Consider the following 19,451-nt stretch of genomic DNA (forward strand, 5'->3'; position numbering starts at 1 on the left):
GGGAAAAAATTTCGGGAGGGTGGAAAAAAAGCTGCCACGCTTGCGTTTTTAGGAACGGAAGCGTGACAGCGTGACAGGCGTGACAGCGTTTTTTCGAGTTTACCTGTTTTTTCCGTAGAAGCGGTTGGCGGCGCGAAGCTGGTGGCGCATGATGCTCAGGAACTCCTGACTCTCCTGAAGAATGTTGAGATATACGAGGGAAATCTTCAGGTTGTTGTTGTCGAAATCGCGCTGCATACGGTCGAAATGACGCTTGCGCACTACAGAGAGTTCGTCTTTGAGTCGGTCGGCATCGGCCAGCACTTCGTCGTAGGCTGTGAAACGTCCACTGCACAGCATGGCTTCAGTGCGCTTCATGAGCTCCTCTATCTGATGACGCAACGGCGTGAACTCTTCAGAATAAATGCGTGGTATGGGGTTGAAATTGTTTTCTACATGCTCTTTTACCGGTTCGAGGAGTCGCTTGAGACAGTAGATGAACTGCTGGTCGCTATTTGCGCCTAAGTGGAACCATGTGTTGCGTTCCAATGCCACGTCTGCCGGCACTCGTTTTAGGGCGAGCATCTCCTTGCGTCGGTATTTCTTCAGCTGGGCGTGCTCGTTGTCGAGATCGCGCTTGCAGCGGCGGAGCAAATGGCGGTTTTCGGCGGTGAGTCCGTCGAGTATGAGGTTGAAGTGCTCAAGGGCAAATCGGCTGACGAAGCTCTGAGTGCGCGAGACATGCTTTTCGAGAAGGTCGAGCACAATCTCGGGGTCTTTGGTGCGCATCATAAGTACAAACACGCTGTCTTTCTTCTCTTCGCGCGACTTGCGTGCGTAAGCTATCTGGCTCTTCACTACAAGGAATATGGCCAACGCCATGAACAGGAACATTACGAGGAATCCTCCGAGATACATCGACATGCATACTATGGCACACACTGCAAACGCCACGCCTGCTGTGATGAACCATCCACCGATGACAGACAAGACACCCGTGACGCGGAACACAGCGCTCTCGCGGCTCCATGCGCGGTCGGCAAGCGACGAACCCATGGCCACCATGAAGGTGACGTAGGTGGTGGAGAGTGGCAGCTTATATGTTGTGCCCACTACGATGAGCACCGAAGCCAGCACGAGGTTGACGGCGGCTCTCACCATGTCGAACGCAGCCCCATCTTCAAGTATCACTTCTTCTTTATGGAAGCGTGAGTCAATCCATCGTGCCACGCTTGCCGGCATGTATCTGTTGACGAAGCTGCCCATGTCTTGAGTGGCGCGGACTATACTGCGTGCGGCCTTCGACGAGCCGAACATTTCGTTGCCCTCGTCCTGTCGTGCCAGGTCTACACTGGTCTTCACCACGTTTTGCGCCTTCTTTGAGGTGGTCATGGCTATAATCATGATTGCTCCGGCTCCGAGCAGATAGAGGAACGGGGTCTTGGCTGAGGTCATGAGCGAGGTCATCATAAAGGAGTCGTCGTCGCCACTGCCATTGGCCACGAAGTCTTGGTAAGAGTCGAGACCTGCCATAGGAACGCCGATGAAGTTGACAAGGTCGTTGCCGGCGAATGCCATGGCGAGGGCGAAGGTGCCCATGAGCACAATGATCTTGAACACGTTGAAGCGCAGCCAGTGGAGCGACTGCATGAGCAGAGTGCCGAAGATGAAGATGGCGAGCATGAGCAATCCTGTGTTGGCCATAATCCAATCTTTCACGTCGGGACTGATGAATGGCGACTTTGATACACCTTTTATAAATATAAAGTATGAGAGTACTGCGAATGCCACGCCGCCAAACACTCCCACGGTGTATCGCAGCTGCTTCTTATAGTTGAAGGTGAAGATAAGTCTTGAAATCCACATCACCAGGACTCCGGTGAAGAAGGCGATGGCCACACTGACGAAGATGGCTATGATGACGCTCAGTGCCTTGTCGCTGTTCAGCAGGTCGTCGAAGGTGAGATTGCCGTCGGCGTTCATTTTCAGCAGGGCGAGGATGAATGTACCTCCGAGGAGTTCAAACACGAGCGAGACGGTGGTTGAGGTTGGCAGGCCGAGAGTGTTGAACATGTCGAGAATGATCACGTCGGTCACCATCACCGCAAGGAAGATGGTCATCACCTCGTGGAACGAATAGTTGGCGGGATGCATGATGCCATGTCGTGCCACGTCCATCATTCCGGCACTCATCACGGCTCCCACTACCACACCCATGGAGGCTATGAGCATAATGGTTTTGAACTTTGCCACCTTTGCTCCGATGGCAGAATTGAGGAAATTCACCGCGTCGTTGCTGACGCCTACGAAGAGGTCGAACACTGCCAACACAAGCAGGAAGACCACAATGGAGAGATAAAAAAATTCCATAAATGTCACTACTTTTGATTTCTGCGTGCAAAAGTAGTGACTCTATGTTACATGGTATTTAAACAGATGTTACATTTCTGTTAAGATTGTCAATTTGCCTTGGTTACGTCGTTTGGAATCTCAAGCCAGAAGGAGCTGCCCTTGCCTGGCTCTGACTCAAAATCTACGTCGCCGCCAAGGCTGAGGGCGAAGCTGCGGCATACGGCGAGCCCGAGTCCTGCTCCCTGCACAAAGGAGTCGACCTTATAGAATCGCTCGAAGATGAGGTCGTGATGCTCTTTGTCGATGCCTATGCCTGTATCGGTGACCCAGAGGCGCAAGCGGTTGCTGGAGGTGACGGAGAGTCCTGCCGTGATGCTTCCTTGCGTTGTGAACTTCATGGCGTTTTCCACGAAGTGGCGCACGATGTATTCCACGCGTTCCCGGTCGGTATTGACTTCCACCGACGTTTCCTTTGATATAAACTCTATATCAATGTTTGGATTGGTATTATTGTTTGAGCATTTGGCCACACACTGCTCCATGAGGGCGACGAGGTTAAACTTCTCGATGTTAAGTTTCTGATTTTCGTCTTTGGCTTCAATTTTCGAAATGTTCATCATGTCTTCAAAAATTCTCAGCAGCTTGGAGTTGTTTTCTTTCACTATCGACATGAGGTTTGCCCGCTCCTGCTCGTCGGTCACCATGGGCATAATGTCGGTAAAGCCGATGATGGCGTTGAGCGGTGTACGCACTTCGTGGCTGATGTTGCTGATGAAGGCCGACTTCAGGCGGTCGCTCTCCTCTGCGTGCTTTCTTGCGTTGATGAGTTCGCGTTCTTTCTTCTTTCTGTCTTCTATACACATCGACGTGCCCACGATGACAGCGGGCTTTCCCTCGTCGTCACGTTCAGCCACGGTGCAGTAGATTTCTTCCCAATAGTATTTGTCGTTTGTCTGCATCATGCGAAACTGGGCGTTCACAAGGTCTGTTCTTCCTTCGATTAGGTCTTTTATCTGTGTCTTGATTGTTTCTCGGTCGTCGGGGTGAACGATTTCATACACCTGCATCATTCTCGTGTCAGGCTTCGGCGAGAAAAGTCCTTGCTCCTCACGATAGTCGTTGTCGAACACAATCTCCATCGTTTCAAGGTCAATATGCCATGTGGCGAGCTTCATGGCTTGTATGATGAGTTCGTACTCGACGTCCTTTCCCTCTATGGAAGCCAGATGAGCAAGCTCGCGCTCCATGATCTCGCGTGTTTTCTTCTGTTGTATGATAAACCCCACGAGGATGAAGATCACTACCAATCCTGCCATCAACAACACGAAATAGGTAAAGTTGCCATGAAGGAATGTATTAGTCGTTGCGTCGCAAAAAATATTCATACTACTTCAATATTATACTTTTCTCTTTTGGACTACAAAGTTAGGAATATTTTCCTATGATAGCAAGGAAAAGAGGAAAAAAAATGTTGGTTTACTCATTTTTCACCTATATCTAATGAAAAAAGAGGGGATTTTTTACGAAAAAAACGCCAATCGCTTTGCAGAATCGTTTTTTTAAAGTAACTTTGTACCGAAAAAATATTGTTACAGAAAGCATGGGCAGTTCTACATACACAGAGATACTGACGAGAGCAGTCGACCAATTGTCCGACCCTGCATCTCTGAAAGGACTCTTCCATCAGCATCAGGATGGCAATCCGCTACCTTCGGGCAAAGTGCTCGAAGAAATTATCGATTTGTCAAGAGCCATTATCTTCCCTGGATATTATGGCAAGTCAAAAATCAACAAGCACACTATTAGATACCACATCGGAATGGCAGTGGAACGACTGTCGAAACTGCTTGAAGAGCAAATCTTGGCCGGACTGTGCTTCTGCTGCCCGAACGCAGGGAAAGGGGAAAACACCCCATGCAAGCTGAAGGCCAAGGAGATGGCCATGCAACTCATAGCCGACCTGCCGGAAATAAGGAAGACTCTCGCCACCGACGTGGAAGCTGCTTTCAACGGCGACCCCGCGGCAGAAAGCTTCGGGGAAATCATTTCCTGCTATCCGGTGATAAAAGCACTCACAAACTACCGCATAGCCCACAGGCTGCACACCATCGGAGTGCCGCTCATACCAAGAATAATTTCGGAAATGGCTCACTCGGAAACGGGCATCGACATTCATCCCGCAGCCACCATCGGACACCACTTCACCATCGACCACGGTACAGGAGTGGTGATAGGAGCTACATGTATCATAGGTAACTACGTGAAACTATACCAAGGAGTGACCCTCGGGGCTAAAAGCTTCCCCCTCGACGATAATGGCAACCCGATAAAGGGAATAGCACGACACCCGATACTGGAAGACAACGTAATAGTCTATTCCAACGCCACCATACTCGGAAGAATCACCATCGGACAAGGATCTGTAGTGGGCGCAAACATCTGGGTGACAGAAAGCATGGAGCCATATTCAAAGAAATACAAGAAGGAGTAATCATAACTCCCCATCATAACTCCCCAAAAAAAATAAAAAAAGTAAACATAACAATACATTAATGGAACAAGAATTTGAAATGATTGCCAAGACTTTCATGGGTCTTGAACCCGTCTTGGCAAAGGAACTCACACATCTGGGTGCCAACAACGTGGAAATTGGACGGAGAATGGTCTCGTTTACCGGTAACAAGGAAATGCTTTACCGAGCCAACTTCCAACTGCACACCGCTATCAGAATACTCAAGCCTATCGCTCGTTTCAAGGCTCTCACTCCCGACGAAGTTTACGAAGGAGTGAAAAAGGTGGACTGGACTCAGTTCCTCAGCAACGACAAAACGTTTGCCGTGGACTCTGTGGTATTCTCCGAAGAGTTCAGACACTCCAAATTCGTGGCTTACAAAGTGAAAGACGCCATAGTAGACCAATTCCGCGAAACCACCGGAACCAGACCGAACATCAGCGTGGCAAACCCCGACATAAGGCTGAACATCCATATAGCAGAGGATAAATGCACACTCTCGCTCGACTCAAGCGGTGAAAGCCTACACAGACGCGGATACAGACAGGAAAGCGTGGAGGCTCCACTCAACGAAGTGCTCGCTGCAGGAATCATACTCTTGACAGGATGGAAAGGCGACACCGACTTCATCGACCCTATGTGCGGTTCGGGCACAATAGCCATAGAGGCTGCACTGATAGCAAAAAACATGGCTCCAGGACTGTTCAGAAAAGAGTTCGCATTCGAAAAATGGCCTGACTTCGATCGCGACCTCTTCGACGCCATCTACAACGACGACTCGGAGGAAAGGGATTACAAATTCCATATCTATGGTTACGACATTGACATGAAAGCTGTAAACACCGCAAGGCTTAACGTCAAAGCTGCGGGACTCTCCGACTGCATCACCATAGAATGTGCCGACTTCAAGGACTTCAAGCAGCCTAAGGAGAAGAGCATCATGGTGACCAACCCGCCATACGGGGAACGCATCTCCACGCCCGACCTGCTCGGAACATACCGCATGATAGGAGAAAGACTGAAACACCAGTTCCTCGACAACGACGCTTGGGTGCTCAGCTACCGCTCGGAATGCTTCGACCAGATAGGACTGAAGCCTTCGATAAAGATTCCTCTCTACAACGGATCGCTCGAGTGCGAACTCAGAAAATACCAGATTTTTGACGGAAAACTTAGGGAATTCCGAGAGGAAGGCGGTATTGTGAAAACCGACGACGAAAAAAAGGCAATGGGAGAGAAACACAGGTTTAAGAAAAACAGGGAGTTCAAAAAACGTCTTGACGAAACGGAAGAAAACGAAGAAGGCGACATACGCTCGTTCAAATTCCATAAATATGACCTCTCTCGATTCGACAACAAAAAACGCAGAGACGACACCAGTGACGACTCCTTCGCCGACAAGAGAGACAGAAGGGGCGACCGAAAGAACGACAGAAAAAACGACCGAAAGGGCGACAGGAGAAACGACTGGAAGGGCGACAGGAGAAACGACTGGAAGAACGACCGAAAGGGCGGAAAGAACTTTGGTAATGGAGGACGAAAATTCGATAGATATGAAGACGAGGATTAAAACACTTGCACTGGCTATTATGGCTACAATAGGCTTTACGGCAAATGCCCAACAACTGAAGCAGTTCACACTCGAAGACCTAAACTTCGGTGGCAAAAACTACAGGAACATGACACCGAAAAACATGTTCCTCTCCTGGTGGGGCGACAAACTCATCATTCACGACGTGGAATACCTTGAAGCCATGGACATGAAGACTGCAAAGCGCGACACCTTATTTAATATAGAGGACGTGAACTCACTGCTCAAGGACGACAAGGTCTATTCTCTGCTATATGCCAACTGCCCCTACGCCGACAAGACAGAGGTGCTGCTGATGTCGAAAAAGTCGATACTGATCTACGACTTCAGCATGAAGAAAGTGGTGTGGAAAATCGACAAGCACAACGGTTCTGCAACAAAGTTTTGCAATGAGTCGAAGGCACATGCCTACATAGAAAACAACCAGCTCCACGTGACCGACGCCAACAACGTGGACACACAGCTGACCACCGACGGCAGCCGCGAGATAGTGTATGGACAAGCCGTACACCGCAACGAGTTCGGCATTGAGGAAGGTCTCTTCTGGAGTCCCGACGGAAAGCGGCTCGCTTTCTACCGCATGGACCAGTCGATGGTGACCGACTATCCGCAGGTGAACACCTTCGAGCGCGAGGCGACTCTCGAACCCGACAAATATCCTATGGCGGGAATGACGAGCCACAAGGTGACCGTTGGAGTGTATGACCTCGACACGAAGAAGACCGTCTATCTAAGCGCAGGCGACCCTACCGACCGCTATTTCACCAACATCTCGTGGAGCCCCGACGCAACAACCATATACATGTTTGAGCTCAACCGCGACCAAAACGACTGCCGCCTAGTGAGCTACGACGCTGCAACTGGCGAGAAAAAAGAAGAGCTCTACCGCGAGACACACGAGAAATACGTGGAGCCGCTCAACCCGCTGACCTTCCTGCCATGGGACGCGACAAAGTTTCTGATGCAGAGTCAGAAGGATGGCTACAACCATCTCTACCTCTACGACCTGAAGAAGAAGGCAATGAGACAGGTGACCAAAGGCAACTTCGTGATAGAGAGCCTCTTGGGCTTCAACAAGAAGACAAAGACAGCAGTGGTGCTTGCCAATGCCGACAGCCCAATACAGAGAAACATCTACACCGTTGACCTGAAAAGCGGGAAGATGCATCGCATAGACAACGGAGAAGGCATGCACCAGGCACAACTCTCCGAGTCGGGAGCTTTCGTGGCAGACAAATATTCCGCTCCCGACACTCCGCGCAACATCGACCTCATAAACACCGCAACGGGCAAGGCGTCGCGACTGCTCACTGCCGAGAACCCATGGAAGGGCTACAACATTCCCGATTACTCTTGCGGCACACTGAAGGCAGCCGACGGAGAGACCGACCTCTACTACAGAATGGTGAAACCCATTGGCTTCGACCCGCAGAAGAAATATCCTACTGTGATCTATGTCTATGGTGGACCTCACGCCCACAACGTGGATGCCTCATGGCACTACGGAAGCCGCTCTTGGGAAACCTACATGGCGCAGAAGGGCTACCTGCTCTTCATTCTCGACAACCGCGGAAGCGAGCGACGCGGACGCGACTTCGAACAGGCTACATTCAGACAGCTCGGACAAGTGGAGATGGCTGACCAGATGAAAGGCGTGGATTTCCTAAAGTCGCTGCCTTACGTTGACCAAGACCGCATCGGCGTCCACGGATGGAGCTTCGGCGGATTTATGACCACCACACTGATGTGCAACCATCCAGAAGTGTTCAAGGTGGGCGTGGCAGGAGGACCTGTCATCGACTGGAAATGGTATGAGGTGATGTATGGCGAGCGCTATATGGACACACCTGAGCAGAACGCTGAAGGCTACGAGAAGACAAGCCTTCTTAACCAGGCAAAGAACCTGAAGGGTAAGTTGCAGATAATCATAGGTATGAACGACCCGACGGTTGTTCCTCAGCATGCCCTGCAGTTCCTCAACGCCTGCGTGGAAGCTGGCACACAGCCCGACTTCTTCGTCTATCCTGGCGAGGGACACAACATGGCTGGTCATGCCAGTGTTCATCTTCACGAGAGAATTACACAGTATTTTGAGGATTATTTGAAGTAAAAGGAAGTGAAAAAGGGACAAAACATATCGATTTATGAAAATATTACTTTTAGGAAGCGGCGGACGCGAACATGCTCTCGCCTGGAAAATAGCTCAAAGCGAAAAATGTGAGAAACTTTACATCGCACCAGGAAACGCTGGTACTGGAAATTGCGGTGAAAACGTGAATATCGGAGTTAACGAATTCGACAAAATCAAAGACTTCGTATATATAAATAAGGTGGACATGGTGGTCGTGGGGCCGGAAGACCCACTGGTGAAAGGCATCTACGACGAGTTTGCCAACGACCCGTTGACATGCAATGTGCCAGTGATAGGACCTTCAAAGGCTGGAGCAGTGCTCGAAGGCTCAAAGGACTTCGCAAAGGCATTCATGCAGCGACACAACATCCCAACAGCAAAATACAAGACTTTCGACGGAACGACCGTTGAAGAAGGCTTGAAATTCCTCGAGACACTCAAGGCGCCATACGTTCTGAAGGCCGACGGACTATGCGCAGGAAAGGGAGTGCTCATCCTGCCTACTCTCGAAGAGGCAAAGAAGGAACTGAAGGAAATGCTCGGCGGTATGTTCGGAAACGCATCGGCACAAGTGGTCATCGAGGAGTTCCTCAGCGGCATAGAGTGCTCGGTGTTCGTGCTCACCGACGGGAAGAACTATAAGATTCTGCCTGAGGCTAAAGACTACAAACGCATTGGAGAGGGCGACACCGGACTGAACACTGGCGGTATGGGAAGCGTCTCGCCTGTACCTTTCGCCACAAAGGAATGGATGAAGAAGGTAGAAGACAGAATCATAAAGCCTACTGTCGATGGGCTTGCCGAAGAGGGCATACTCTACAAGGGATTCATCTTCTTCGGTCTCATCAATGTTGAGGGAGAGCCAATGGTGATAGAATACAACTGCCGAATGGGAGACCCTGAGACTGAGAGCGTTATGCTAAGATTGAAAAGCGACATCGTCGACCTGTTTGAGGGTGTGGCTGAAGGAAACCTCGACCAAAAAGACATTGAGTTCGACGAGCGCGCTGCGGTTTGTGTCATGCTCGTCAGCGGCGGCTATCCTCAAGCGTACAAGAAAGGTTATCCCATCAGCGGCATAGAGAATGTGGAAGGTAGCATAGTCTTCCACGCCGGAACGGCATTGAAAGACGGGGAAGTGGTAACCAGCGGCGGCCGTGTGATTGCTGTCAGCTCTTACGGCGCAAACAAGGAAGAAGCTCTGCAAAAGTCATTTGAGGAAGCTCAGAAAATATGCTTCACCGACAAGTACTTCCGCCGCGACATCGGTAAAGACTTGAAATAAGTTACTCTACTTCTTTAACTTTCAAGAGTTGAATATTAAAGACACTTGAGTTATAAATAAAGAAAGTGAAGCGTTTACAAAACAAGATAGCGCGAAGCAGATTATCACTGCCTCTCACCGCACTCATTGCCTTAGTGGTATGGGGCTTCAGCAGTGCAATAGAACATCGGCTTTGGATGCAGTTCACATGCTTTGTGTTCAGTTCTTACCTGATGGTGGAACTGAACACTACTTTCGTGTTGCTCAGAACTTACAGCCGAATGGTGTCGTGTGCTTTCCTCGCCCAGACCTGTGCAGCCAATTTCCTCTTCTCCGACGCTGCGGGAGGAATAGTCTCACTATGTATTGTAGCGGGACTGATGTCGCTCTTCAAGACATATCAAGACAGACTGTCTACGGGGTGGACCTTCTATGCTTTCGTGCCTTTGGGTGTGGCAAGTCTTCTGTGGGTGCAGGCTCTGTTCTTCCTGCCTTTGTCTTGGATTGTCATGTGGCTTTGCCTCAGGTCGATGTCAATGCGCACTTTCGGAGCTTCCGTATTCGGAGTGATAGTGCCTTACTGGTTTGCCGGACTTTATTTCGTCTTCACCGAAGACATAGCCACTCCGTTGGCTCACTTCGAAAGTATCTTAGAGTTCGGACCCATATTCGGCGGTGTGTTCAACAAAGGCATAGAAGCCATCTACCCGACAATAGGACTCGACCGATGGCTCTCGCTACTGTTTACAGTGATATTGGCCACGACAGGCATCGTACACTACTTGAGAAGAAAAAACGAAGACAAGGTGAACACTCGCATGTACTACGACACGTTTATCACCTTCACCATAGCCTCAGTGGTGTACCTGCTGCTACAGCCTCAGCACTTCGACATGGCATACAGAATGCTGGTAATTAACACCAGTCCGCTCATTGCACACTACATAACCCACACACGCACCATGGTCACCAACCTGTCGTTCATAGCCATGCTATGCGGCATTGTGGCGCTCACAGTGGTAAATATCATAATATAATATGATGGAAGCAATAATGACTTTTCTCGTGAGCTATGGCTACATGGGAATGCTTATAGCCGCATTCCTGGCAGCGAGCATTCTGCCTTTCAGCAGCGAGGCAGTGATGGTTGGACTGCAGGCTGCGGGGCTTGACCCTGTGGCTCTCATTGCCTACGGCACCATAGGAAACGTGCTCGGAAGCATGTTCAACTACACAATAGGAAGGCTCGGCAAGATGGAATGGATAGAGAAGTACCTGCACGTGAAAAAGGAAGACCTCGACAAGGCTCACAAGTTTATGGCGGGGAAAGGCGCATGGATGGGACTGCTCTCGGTAATTCCTGTCATTGGCGACGTCATCACAGTTGCTCTCGGACTCATGAGGGCCAATGTGGTGATAGTGGTGATAAGCGTCACCATCAGCAAACTCGCCAGATACATGCTACTTGTCTACGGGGCAAGCTTGATATTGTAAAAGGAGTTAAGTAATATAAAAAATGAAAATATTAAGATACATAGCACTCTTCACTCTCGCATTCATTCTTGCGGCATGCGAAGAAACAAAAAGAGAGAAAACTGTGGTCACAGTGACCATAGAGCCTCTAAGATACTTTGTCGAACAGATTGCCGGCGACAGGGTATCTGTCACTACGCTCGTGCCAAAAGGCAGTAGCCCGGAAACATATGAACCTACTGCACAACAGATGGTGAACATGAGCAAAAGCGTAATGTTTGTAAAAGTGGGAAACCTCGGATTCGAACGCACATGGATGGAAAAACTCAATACGCTCACAAGTCATATCACCATTGTCGACACATCTGAAGGAATAGAATACGTAAGCACATCAAAAAGAGGTGTAACAGACGAACATACTTGGATGTCGACAAAAAACGCTCTCGTCATTGCACACAATATTTATCTTGCACTGACAAAGGTTGACAATAGCTCGTCGGTGTATTACAAGGAAAGATACGACTCGCTCGTCGCTTCAATAAATAGGCTCAACAGCTCTATTACTCAGAAACTTAAAAACATCGACAACCGCTCGTTTATCATCTATCATCCAGCCCTCACCTATTTCGCACAGGAATACTCACTTACTCAGCTCGCACTCGAGGAAGACGGAAGAGAACCTTCGGCAGCCTCGCTCGCAAAACTAATAACAAACGCAAAGAAACTGGACACAAAAATCATGTTTGTGCAAAAAGAGTTCGACAATAGAAACAAGGAAATAATCACCATAGAAACCGGGGTGAAAACCATTGACATCAACCCGCTCGACTACAATTGGGACAAACAGATGACTCTCGTGGCAGACGCACTCGCTGACTCCACGAAATTGGAACAACAATGACTACTGAACGACAGAAAATGAACAATATCATCACCATAGAACATCTCACGGCAGGATATGACAACAGGCCGCAAGTGATAGACGTGAACCTCAGCGTAAAAGAATGCGACTTCATTGGGATCGTTGGTCCTAATGGAGGAGGAAAAACTACACTGCTGAAAGCCATGCTCAAACTAATACAACCAATGGAAGGTTCGGTGAAATACTGGAGCAAGGGAGTGGAAACTGACTATATCTCTATCGGATACTTGCCTCAATACAACAACATCGACCGCGAATTCCCCATCCTCGTTGAAGATGTGGTGATACAGGGTCTGAACAGCCAAAAGGGACTGTTCGGACGATTCGGTAAAACACACTACCAAAAAGTATACGACGCTCTCGACAAACTGCACATTGCCGACCTCGCCAAACGACACATAAAGGCTCTCAGCGGAGGTCAACTGCAAAGAGTGCTGCTCGCAAGAGCCATCGTAAGCAATCCAGACGTGCTGGTGCTCGACGAACCTAACACTTACATCGACCGACATTCGGAAGACTTGATGGTGGAAATGGTGACTGACATGGCTAAAACAAGGGCAGTCATTATGGTTAACCACAACGTGGCAGAACTCCAACAAATTGCTAACACTATAGTGGAAGTGGACGAAATGGTGACTGTTAGACCCGCAAATGCTTGACAAATATTATTTATTGCAGTTCTGTTATACAAAAAATACAAAAAAATCAACCTATTATTCTTTATTTCAAGCGATTTTAGGTAACTTTGCACGGTCAAATAGCAGAATTAATAAAAAATAGTATAAAGAATGAAACAGTTTAAGCTGGTGGACAATTGTTTAGGATGGCTCGCTTTTGTCATTGCGGCCTTTGTTTATTGCTCCACTATTGAACCGACAGCCAGTTTCTGGGACTGTCCTGAATTTATCTCTACAGGGTACAAGTTGGAAATCGGACACCCGCCTGGTGCACCTTTCTTCATGCTCACCGCCAACTTGTTTACGCAGTTTGTTAACGACCCGTCTAAAGTAGCCCTCATGGTCAACATCATGAGCGCACTGCTGTCGGCGGCTACCATCATGTTCCTCTTCTGGAGCATCTCACACCTCACGAGAAAACTTCTCATCGACAGCTGGAACGAACTGACTCCTGCAAAAGCCGTTGCCATTGAGGCGTCGGGACTCGTAGGCGCCCTCATATATACTTTCAGCGACACCTTCTGGTTCAGTGCAGTAGAAGGCGAGGTCTATGCTTACTCTTCAGCATTCACCGCCGTGGTGTTCTGGCTTATACTGAAATGGGAAGACCATGCCGACGAACCGCACAGCGACCGCTGGCTCATTCTCATTATGTATATGACAGGACTTTCCATCGGTGTTCACCTGCTCAACCTGCTATGTGTACCTGCCATCGTACTCGTATACTACTACCGCAAATTCCCCAAGCCACAAGGCAAGGGCGACCTGAAAGGCTCTCTCATCGCACTCGGCATATCGGTCATCATCCTTGCGGCTGTGCTCTATGGAGTGGTGCCTGGAATCGTAAGGGTTGGAGGATGGTTTGAACTGTTCTTCGTCAACACACTCGGATGCCCGTTCAACACAGGCGAGATAATCTACATCTTCGCACTCATCGCATGCATCATCTGGGCAATACGCGAAACATACAACGACAAGAACGAGAAACGACAGAACGCCTCTTATCTCGCTTCAATAGCCATGCTTGGAATTCCTTTCTACGGCTATGGTTGGAGCTCTGTGGTGATAGGCATCGTAGTGCTCGCCATTCTTTGGTTTGTACTAAAGTATAAGAACAAGAAAGGTGTGGCTCTCGTCTCGGCACGCATCAAGAACACCTCGCTGCTCTGCATGCTCATGCTCATGATTGGCTACTCAAGCTATGCGCTCATCGTGATTCGCTCGTCTGCCAACCCGCCGATGGACCAGAACTCACCTGAGGACATCTTCACACTCGGCGAGTATCTCAGCCGCGAGCAATACGGCTCACGCCCTCTGCTCTACGGCCAGGCTTACACCTCACAGATGGCACTCGACAAGAACGGCGACATGTGCAGGCCTGTGGTAAAGAAAGGCGCACCGGTTTACCAAAGAAAGGAGAAGGCTTCGAAAGACGAAAAAGACTCTTACTTCGTGGTTCGTACAAAAGACGACTACCAGTATGCACAAAACATGCTCTTCCCCCGCATGTACAGTTCAGCCCACACCTCTTCATACGAGAGTTGGATGGGCGGAGTGGAAGGATATGACGTGCCTTACGACCGATGCGGAGAAATGATCAGCGTAAAGATGCCTACTCAATTGGAAAACATCAGGTTCTTCCTGTCATATCAGTGTAACTTCATGTACTGGAGATACTTCATGTGGAACTTTGCCGGAAGACAAAACGACATTCAAGGCAACGGAGAACTGGAACACGGAAACTGGATAACAGGATTCGACTGGTTTGACAACTTAAGACTCGGCGACCAGTCAAAACTGCCCGACGAACTCAAGGAGAACAAAGGACACAACGTGTTCTACTGCCTGCCGCTGCTGCTCGGCATCATCGGCCTCATTTGGCAGTCGCTCATAAAAGGACAAAAGGGCATACGACAGTTCTGGGTAGTGTCATTCCTCTTCGTCATGACAGGACTCGCCATCGTGGTTTACCTCAACCAAACACCCGTTCAGCCCCGCGAGCGCGACTATGCTTACGCAGGCTCGTTCTATGCCTTCGCCATTTGGTGCGGCATGGGTGTGGCAGCCATCATCGAAATGCTTACGGCAAAACTCAAGCGACAGCATCTCGCAACTGCCGTAGTGATTTCCATCATCGCACTGTTAGTGCCTGTACAGATGGCATCGCAAACATGGGACGACCACGACCGCAGCGGCCGATACACCTGCCGCGACTTCGGACAAAACTATCTCATGTCGCTTCAGGAAACAGGCAACCCAATCATCTTCACCAACGGCGACAACGACACCTTCCCGCTTTGGTACAACCAAGATGTCGAGGGATTCCGCACCGATGCCCGCGTCTGCAACCTCAGCTACCTGCAGACCGACTGGTATATCGACCAGATGTGTCGTCCGGCATACGACTCGCCTAAGGTGCCGATAACATGGAGCCGACTGCAATACTGCGCCGGAACAAACGAATATGTTATGGTGGACCCAACGGTGAAGGAATACATCAAACAATGGTATGCCGAAGACCCTGAAACGGCAAAGGCCGCCTTCGGCGACAACCCGTTTGAGCTGAAAAACGTGCTCAAGGACTGGGTGCGCAACGAAGTAAGCGCCGAAAAGCGCGAGGTGATGAAGATTCTCACCGGAGACGAGGGAAACATACACGTCATTCCTACCGACACGCTCTATGTCACCATCGACAAGGAGGCAGTGAAGAAAAGCGGAATGATGATGGCTGCCGACTCTATACCCGACAAGATGGTCATCTCACTCAAGGGAAAGAACGCTCTATACAAAGGCGACCTCATGATGCTCGAAATGATTGCCCAATGCAACTGGACACGCCCCATCTACGTGGCAATGACAGTGAGCGAGGAAAACTACATGAACCTCGGCGACAACTTCGTTCAGGAAGGTCTTGTCAACCGCATCACACCATTCACCACCAACGCTCCCGGAGCTAAGAACTTCGACACCAAGCGTACATACGAAAACCTTATGAAGAAGTTCAAGTTCGGTGGCATCGACAAGCCTGGCATCTATCTCGACGAGACAGTAATGCGCATGTGCTATACCCACCGACGCATCTTCGTCCAACTCGCCTCCAACCTGCTGGCCGAAGGCGAGACTAAAAAGGCGAAAGAAGTGCTCGAATATCTCGACAAAAATATTCCAAGCTATAACGTGCCATTGAACTACATGTCAGGATCGCTCGACGAAGCCAGAATCTACACGGCACTGGGAGAAAAGAAAAAGGCAATGAATCTCTTCAATACCCTTTGGAAAAACTCGGAGCAATACCTTCTCTGGTACTGCAGCCTCGACGGTATAAGATTCTTCAGCTCTCAACGTGAATGTATGACACATTTATACATTATGCAGCAAATAGTGCTGAACGCTGAAGAGGCTGACGCAAAATGGAGCGAAGCTAAGGCGAAACGCCTTAACAGCCTGGTGGAACTATATCACGGTAAAGGCGGACAATTCGGATCTGAAGAGGAATAGCACTCTCTTTCTGATAACATAAAAAAGGAAAACTTATGATTATCGAGCAACCGGCATTATGGCTACGATGGCTCTACCCAAGAGCCACATGGAGAATGGACAAACACGTAAAGGCGGTCTATCTCACCTTCGACGACGGACCTATACCCGAAGCAACGCCGTTCATTCTCAAAACCCTAGCTGAACACGGGGTGAAGGCCACTTTCTTCATGGTTGGCGACAACGTAAGAAAATATCCTGATATATATAATAAGGTGGTGGCTGCCGGTCATCGTATCGGCAACCACACCTTCAACCACATTGGCGGATTCCGTCACACCATAAAGACATACAGCGACAACGCCCAAAAGGCCAACGAACTGCTGCACACCGACCTCTTCCGACCACCACACGGATGGATGAGGCTCGACCAGTACTTCTGGCTCGGAAGGTCGTACAGAATAGTAATGTGGGACCTCGTCACACGCGACTATTCAAAATGGATGACTGCCGAAGACGTGCTCAACAATGTGAAACGATACACTCGCAACGGCTCAATAATCACATTCCACGACTCGCTGAAAAGCATCGACAAGTTGCACTATGCACTGCCGGAAGCCATCAAATGGCTCAAGGCTGAGGGTTACGAGTTCAAAGTATTCGACTGAAGCATTGGCTTATCAATTCATAAATCATATTTTTTTAACAATAGTAGTATGAAAAAGATTGTATTTTTTCTCGTTACAGCGTTAATGGCTGTCACCACCGCCACGGCACAGACATGGCGACAGTCATCAAACAGCAACAACTATCGCGACGACTGGCGCTCCGACAACCAGTTTTATTACGGACTAAGACTCGGACTCAGTGTCTCTACCATCAACAGCGACGAGGAACGGCTCGACGCTCCTGGCTCGCGCTCAGGACTTAACCTCGGTGCAGTAATAGGATATGAACTCTCAAGCGGCACGCCCGTTTACCTCGAGTCAGGACTCTTCTACACCGAAAAGGGAGGCAAATACTCTGAAAATGGTTGCAAACTGAAATACAACCTTAACTATCTGAAACTGCCTATTCTTCTGAAATACAACATCGAACTTGAAGACCCATTCTGTATCACTCCTTTCGCAGGCGGATATTTCGCCTATGGCATCGGCGGAAAAATCAAGGACTATAACACAAAGCAATCTATGTCTGCATTCTCCGACTTCAACTTCAAGCGATTCGATGGCGGACTCACCATAGGTTGCGGATTCAGCTACCAAATCATATACGGAGAACTCTCGTATGACTTCGGACTCACAAACATCAGTCAAGACGAATTCGGCTCATGCCACAACGGAACACTAAATCTAAATTTTGGAGTTAACTTTTAAGAATGAAAACAATAGACGCAAAAATATTCCAGCCAAAGCTGCTACAGACATTAAAGAACTACAACCGACAGACTCTTATGTCTGACATCATGGCAGGTATCATCGTGGGCATCGTTGCCTTGCCTCTCGCCATCGCCTTCGGTATCGCCTCGGGCGTGACTCCCGAAAAAGGTATCATCACTGCCATTGTAGCTGGTCTTATCATCTCTATATTCGGAGGCAGCAAGGTGCAAATCGGCGGACCAACCGGTGCTTTCATCATCATCATCTACGGGATAATCCAACAATACGGCATTGAAGGCCTTACCATTGCCACACTCATGGCGGGAGCTTTTCTCGTGCTCTTCGGTGTACTTCGCCTCGGCACCATCATAAAGTATATTCCCTACCCCATCGTAGTCGGATTCACCAGCGGTATCGCCGTAACCATCTTCACTACACAGATAAAAGACCTCTTCGGTCTCTCGCTCACTCAGGTGCCGTCAGACTTCATAGAGAAGTGGTGGGTTTACATCACCAACTTCAACACCATCGACCCTTGGTGTGCACTGGTCGGCGTGTTCAGCGTTGTAATCATTGCCATCACACCACGTTTCAGCAAGAAGATTCCCGGTTCGCTCGTTGCCATTATCATAATGACAGTGCTTGCCCTTTTGCTAAAGAACTTCGCAGGTGTAATGTCCATCGAAACCATTGGCGACCGCTTTGCCATCAGCAACGAACTGCCGGCGGCACAGGTGCCTGAGATGAATTGGGAAACAATAAAGGGTCTCGTATCTCCAGCATTGACAATTGCCATACTCGGAGCCATCGAGTCGCTGCTGTCTGCCACCGTGGCAGATGGTGTTGTGGGCGACCACCACGATTCCAACACCGAGCTCATAGCCCAAGGCATCGCCAACATCGCCTCGCCTCTCTTCGGCGGTATACCAGCCACAGGTGCCATTGCACGAACAATGACCAACATCAACAATGGCGGACGAACACCTATTGCCGGCATCATACATGCCGCCGTGCTTCTGCTCATCTTCCTGTTCCTCATGCCGCTGGCACAATACATCCCAATGGCATGTCTTGCCGGAGTTCTTGTGGTTGTAAGCTACGGAATGAGCGGATGGCGATCTTTCCTCGCCTTGACGAAAAACCCGAAGAGCGATGTCACCGTCCTGTTCATCACCTTCTTCCTCACCATCATCTTCGACCTCACCATTGCCATTGAGGTTGGCCTTATCATTGCCTGTCTGCTCTTCATGCGACGCATGTCGGAAACTACCGACGTGAAGGTTATCCTCAACGAGATTGACCCTAACCAAGAGAGCGAACTGAGCTCAGGCAACCTTGAACATCTCTCTATACCGGAAGGTGTGGAGGTTTACGAAATCAACGGACCGTACTTCTTCGGAGCCGGAAACCGTTTTGAGGAAATCATGGCTGCCTTTGGCGACAGGCCAAAAGTGCGTATCATAAGAATGAGAAAAGTGCCTTTCGTTGACTCTACCGGCATTCACAACCTCACCAACCTCTGTCTTATGAGCAAAAACGAAGGTATAGAAATCGTGCTGTCGGGTGTGACGGAGAAAGTGCATAATACTCTCGAACATGCCGGTTTCTACCAATATGTGCCTAAAGAGAACATCTGCAGCCACATCAATATCGCTCTCGAAAGGGCAAAGGAAATATTGAAGGTTGAAGGTTAG

14 protein-coding genes are annotated in these 19,451 nt (G+C 49.3%); 12 read left to right on the plus strand and 2 right to left on the minus strand.

Annotation, left to right across the window (positions count from 1 at the left end; genetic code table 11):
- Positions 1-99 precede the first annotated feature (99 nt).
- The gene (locus CIK98_RS08625; RefSeq protein ID WP_094383836.1) at positions 100-2,349 is read right to left on the minus strand and encodes an inorganic phosphate transporter; all 2,250 of its coding nucleotides are present in this window, start codon (positions 2,347-2,349) and stop codon (positions 100-102) included.
- Between the two features lie 89 nt (positions 2,350-2,438).
- Positions 2,439-3,716 (minus strand): PAS domain-containing sensor histidine kinase, encoded by a 1,278-nt coding sequence (locus tag CIK98_RS08630; RefSeq protein WP_094383837.1) that lies wholly within the window; start codon positions 3,714-3,716, stop codon positions 2,439-2,441.
- 215 nt (positions 3,717-3,931) lie between these two features.
- Between CIK98_RS08630 and CIK98_RS08635 the strand changes: the two genes are divergently transcribed.
- From CIK98_RS08635 to CIK98_RS08685, 12 genes are all read left to right on the plus strand, one after another.
- Positions 3,932-4,822, plus strand: a complete 891-nt coding sequence (locus tag CIK98_RS08635; RefSeq protein WP_094383838.1) for a serine O-acetyltransferase — start codon at positions 3,932-3,934, stop codon at positions 4,820-4,822.
- Between the two features lie 61 nt (positions 4,823-4,883).
- Entirely contained in the window at positions 4,884-6,413 is a 1,530-nt protein-coding gene (locus CIK98_RS08640) for a class I SAM-dependent RNA methyltransferase (RefSeq protein ID WP_094383839.1), read from the plus strand.
- Positions 6,373-8,544 (plus strand): DPP IV N-terminal domain-containing protein, encoded by a 2,172-nt coding sequence (locus tag CIK98_RS08645; RefSeq protein WP_371683257.1) that lies wholly within the window; start codon positions 6,373-6,375, stop codon positions 8,542-8,544. Before CIK98_RS08640 ends, CIK98_RS08645 begins: the two co-directional genes overlap by 41 nt.
- A 34-nt stretch (positions 8,545-8,578) precedes the next feature.
- Positions 8,579-9,850 (plus strand): phosphoribosylamine--glycine ligase, encoded by a 1,272-nt coding sequence (purD, locus tag CIK98_RS08650; protein WP_094383840.1) that lies wholly within the window; start codon positions 8,579-8,581, stop codon positions 9,848-9,850.
- A 65-nt stretch (positions 9,851-9,915) separates the two neighbouring features.
- Positions 9,916-10,866, plus strand: coding sequence for a hypothetical protein (locus tag CIK98_RS08655; RefSeq protein WP_141210479.1), 951 nt, complete (start codon positions 9,916-9,918; stop codon positions 10,864-10,866).
- A 4-nt stretch (positions 10,867-10,870) separates the two neighbouring features.
- Complete coding sequence (locus tag CIK98_RS17665; RefSeq protein WP_141210482.1) at positions 10,871-11,323, plus strand: YqaA family protein; 453 nt, start codon at positions 10,871-10,873, stop codon at positions 11,321-11,323.
- A gap of 22 nt (positions 11,324-11,345) precedes the next feature.
- Positions 11,346-12,203, plus strand: coding sequence for a metal ABC transporter solute-binding protein, Zn/Mn family (locus tag CIK98_RS17670; protein ID WP_141210480.1), 858 nt, complete (start codon positions 11,346-11,348; stop codon positions 12,201-12,203).
- Positions 12,200-12,883: a metal ABC transporter ATP-binding protein gene (locus tag CIK98_RS08665; protein ID WP_094383842.1), complete on the plus strand. Its 684-nt coding sequence runs from the start codon at positions 12,200-12,202 to the stop codon at positions 12,881-12,883. The genes CIK98_RS17670 and CIK98_RS08665 overlap by 4 nt, the downstream gene beginning before the upstream one ends.
- A 129-nt stretch (positions 12,884-13,012) precedes the next feature.
- On the plus strand, positions 13,013-16,399 hold the full coding sequence (locus tag CIK98_RS08670; RefSeq protein WP_094383843.1) for a DUF2723 domain-containing protein: 3,387 nt from the start codon (positions 13,013-13,015) through the stop codon (positions 16,397-16,399).
- Positions 16,400-16,434: 35 nt separating this feature from the next.
- Positions 16,435-17,046 (plus strand): polysaccharide deacetylase family protein, encoded by a 612-nt coding sequence (locus CIK98_RS08675; RefSeq protein ID WP_094383844.1) that lies wholly within the window; start codon positions 16,435-16,437, stop codon positions 17,044-17,046.
- Positions 17,047-17,094: 48 nt separating this feature from the next.
- Complete coding sequence (locus CIK98_RS08680) at positions 17,095-17,754, plus strand: porin family protein (protein WP_094383845.1); 660 nt, start codon at positions 17,095-17,097, stop codon at positions 17,752-17,754.
- A 2-nt stretch (positions 17,755-17,756) separates the two neighbouring features.
- Positions 17,757-19,451, plus strand: a complete 1,695-nt coding sequence (locus tag CIK98_RS08685; RefSeq protein WP_094383846.1) for a SulP family inorganic anion transporter — start codon at positions 17,757-17,759, stop codon at positions 19,449-19,451.

It is taken from the genome of Prevotella sp. P2-180, assembly GCF_002251435.1.
Classification (GTDB): Bacteria; Bacteroidota; Bacteroidia; order Bacteroidales; family Bacteroidaceae; genus Prevotella.

Coding starts and splice junctions, on each gene's coding strand:
- purD (WP_094383840.1), top strand. CDS start 8,579: ATGAAAATATTACTTTTAGGAAGCGGCGGACGCGAACATGCTCTCGCC.
- CIK98_RS08685 (WP_094383846.1), top strand. CDS start 17,757: ATGAAAACAATAGACGCAAAAATATTCCAGCCAAAGCTGCTACAGACA.
- CIK98_RS08630 (WP_094383837.1), bottom strand. CDS start 3,716: ATGAATATTTTTTGCGACGCAACGACTAATACATTCCTTCATGGCAAC.
- CIK98_RS17665 (WP_141210482.1), top strand. CDS start 10,871: ATGGAAGCAATAATGACTTTTCTCGTGAGCTATGGCTACATGGGAATG.
- CIK98_RS08665 (WP_094383842.1), top strand. CDS start 12,200: ATGACTACTGAACGACAGAAAATGAACAATATCATCACCATAGAACAT.
- CIK98_RS08625 (WP_094383836.1), bottom strand. CDS start 2,349: ATGGAATTTTTTTATCTCTCCATTGTGGTCTTCCTGCTTGTGTTGGCA.
- CIK98_RS08640 (WP_094383839.1), top strand. CDS start 4,884: ATGGAACAAGAATTTGAAATGATTGCCAAGACTTTCATGGGTCTTGAA.
- CIK98_RS08675 (WP_094383844.1), top strand. CDS start 16,435: ATGATTATCGAGCAACCGGCATTATGGCTACGATGGCTCTACCCAAGA.
- CIK98_RS08635 (WP_094383838.1), top strand. CDS start 3,932: ATGGGCAGTTCTACATACACAGAGATACTGACGAGAGCAGTCGACCAA.
- CIK98_RS08670 (WP_094383843.1), top strand. CDS start 13,013: ATGAAACAGTTTAAGCTGGTGGACAATTGTTTAGGATGGCTCGCTTTT.
- CIK98_RS17670 (WP_141210480.1), top strand. CDS start 11,346: ATGAAAATATTAAGATACATAGCACTCTTCACTCTCGCATTCATTCTT.
- CIK98_RS08680 (WP_094383845.1), top strand. CDS start 17,095: ATGAAAAAGATTGTATTTTTTCTCGTTACAGCGTTAATGGCTGTCACC.
- CIK98_RS08645 (WP_371683257.1), top strand. CDS start 6,373: ATGGAGGACGAAAATTCGATAGATATGAAGACGAGGATTAAAACACTT.